This window comes from Dysgonomonas sp. ZJ279, from assembly GCF_011039205.1.
Taxonomy (GTDB): Bacteria; Bacteroidota; Bacteroidia; order Bacteroidales; family Dysgonomonadaceae; genus Dysgonomonas.
In genome coordinates, this window is sequence record NZ_JAAKEL010000053.1 from 1 (window position 1) to 1,794 (window position 1,794).

The 1,794-nt window shown below is 47.8% G+C and carries 1 tRNA gene and 1 rRNA gene; both read left to right on the forward strand.

The window, feature by feature from the left end:
* Window positions 1-57: 57 nt before the first annotated feature.
* Window positions 58-1,585: ribosomal RNA gene (locus G7Y57_RS17805) — 16S ribosomal RNA — on the forward strand.
* Between the two features lie 130 nt (window positions 1,586-1,715).
* A tRNA-Ile gene (locus G7Y57_RS17810) sits at window positions 1,716-1,792 on the forward strand.
* The last annotated feature ends 2 nt before the right edge of the window (window positions 1,793-1,794 follow it).

Below are 1,794 nucleotides of genomic sequence, written 5' to 3' on the forward strand. Positions count from 1 at the left end.
TTTAAAAGAATTCAATAGATCGAGCAGGATCAAGCAAAAGTATAAGAAAAACAATATACAAAGAAGAGTTTGATCCTGGCTCAGGATGAACGCTAGCGACAGGCCTAACACATGCAAGTCGAGGGGTAGCAAGATGTAGCAATACATTGTTGACGACCGGCGCACGGGTGAGTAACGCGTATGTAACCTACCTACTACAGGGGAATAGCCCGAAGAAATTCGGATTAATACCGCATAAAACAGGGGCTCCGCATGGAGATATTTGTTAAAGATTAATCGGTAGTAGATGGGCATGCGTTCCATTAGCCAGTTGGTGAGGTAACGGCTCACCAAAGCAACGATGGATAGGGGAACTGAGAGGTTTATCCCCCACACTGGAACTGAGACACGGACCAGACTCCTACGGGAGGCAGCAGTGAGGAATATTGGTCAATGGGCGAGAGCCTGAACCAGCCAAGTCGCGTGAAGGAAGACTGCCTTATGGGTTGTAAACTTCTTTTATATGGGAATAAAAAGACTTACGTGTAAGTTATTGCATGTACCATATGAATAAGCATCGGCTAACTCCGTGCCAGCAGCCGCGGTAATACGGAGGATGCGAGCGTTATCCGGATTTATTGGGTTTAAAGGGTGCGCAGGCGGTTTATTAAGTCAGCGGTGAAATCTAGAGGCTCAACCTCTAAACTGCCGTTGAAACTGGTAGACTTGAGTATAGATGAAGTAGGCGGAATTCGTTGTGTAGCGGTGAAATGCATAGATATAACGAGGAACCCCAATTGCGTAGGCAGCTTACTAAACTATAACTGACGCTCAGGCACGAAAGCGTGGGTATCAAACAGGATTAGATACCCTGGTAGTCCACGCAGTAAACTATGATTACTAGTTGTTTGCGATATGATAGCAAGTGACTAAGCGAAAGCGATAAGTAATCCACCTGGGGAGTACGCCGGCAACGGTGAAACTCAAAGGAATTGACGGGGGCCCGCACAAGCGGAGGAACATGTGGTTTAATTCGATGATACGCGAGGAACCTTACCCGGGCTTGAAATGCATCTGACGTACGTGGAAACATGTATTCTAGCAATAGCAGATGTGTAGGTGCTGCATGGTTGTCGTCAGCTCGTGCCGTGAGGTGTCGGCTTAAGTGCCATAACGAGCGCAACCCACATTGTTAGTTACTAACAGGTCAAGCTGAGGACTCTAACAAGACTGCCAGCGTAAGCTGTGAGGAAGGTGTGGATGACGTCAAATCAGCACGGCCCTTACGTCCGGGGCGACACACGTGTTACAATGGATGGTACAGAGGGTAGCTACCTGGTGACAGGATGCCAATCTCGAAAGCCATTCCCAGTTCGGATTGGAGTCTGCAACTCGACTCCATGAAGCTGGATTCGCTAGTAATCGCGCATCAGCCATGGCGCGGTGAATACGTTCCCGGGCCTTGTACACACCGCCCGTCAAGCCATGGAAGCTGGGGGTACCTGAAGTACGTAACCGCAAGGATCGTCCTAGGGTAAAACTGGTAACTGGGGCTAAGTCGTAACAAGGTAGCCGTACCGGAAGGTGCGGCTGGAACACCTCCTTTCTGGAGCTGATTCTGTTCGATCTAAGGGTAGCTAATGACTTTGTATTACTTATTTATTTTTATTGTATCTTTAATAATATAAAGAGAAACCAAGAAGCTGATAAACTAATCAGTCTTCAGGTAGATAGCCAGTCCTATAGCTCAGTTGGTTAGAGCGCTACACTGATAATGTAGAGGTCGGCAGTTCAAATCTGCCTGGGACTACCAGG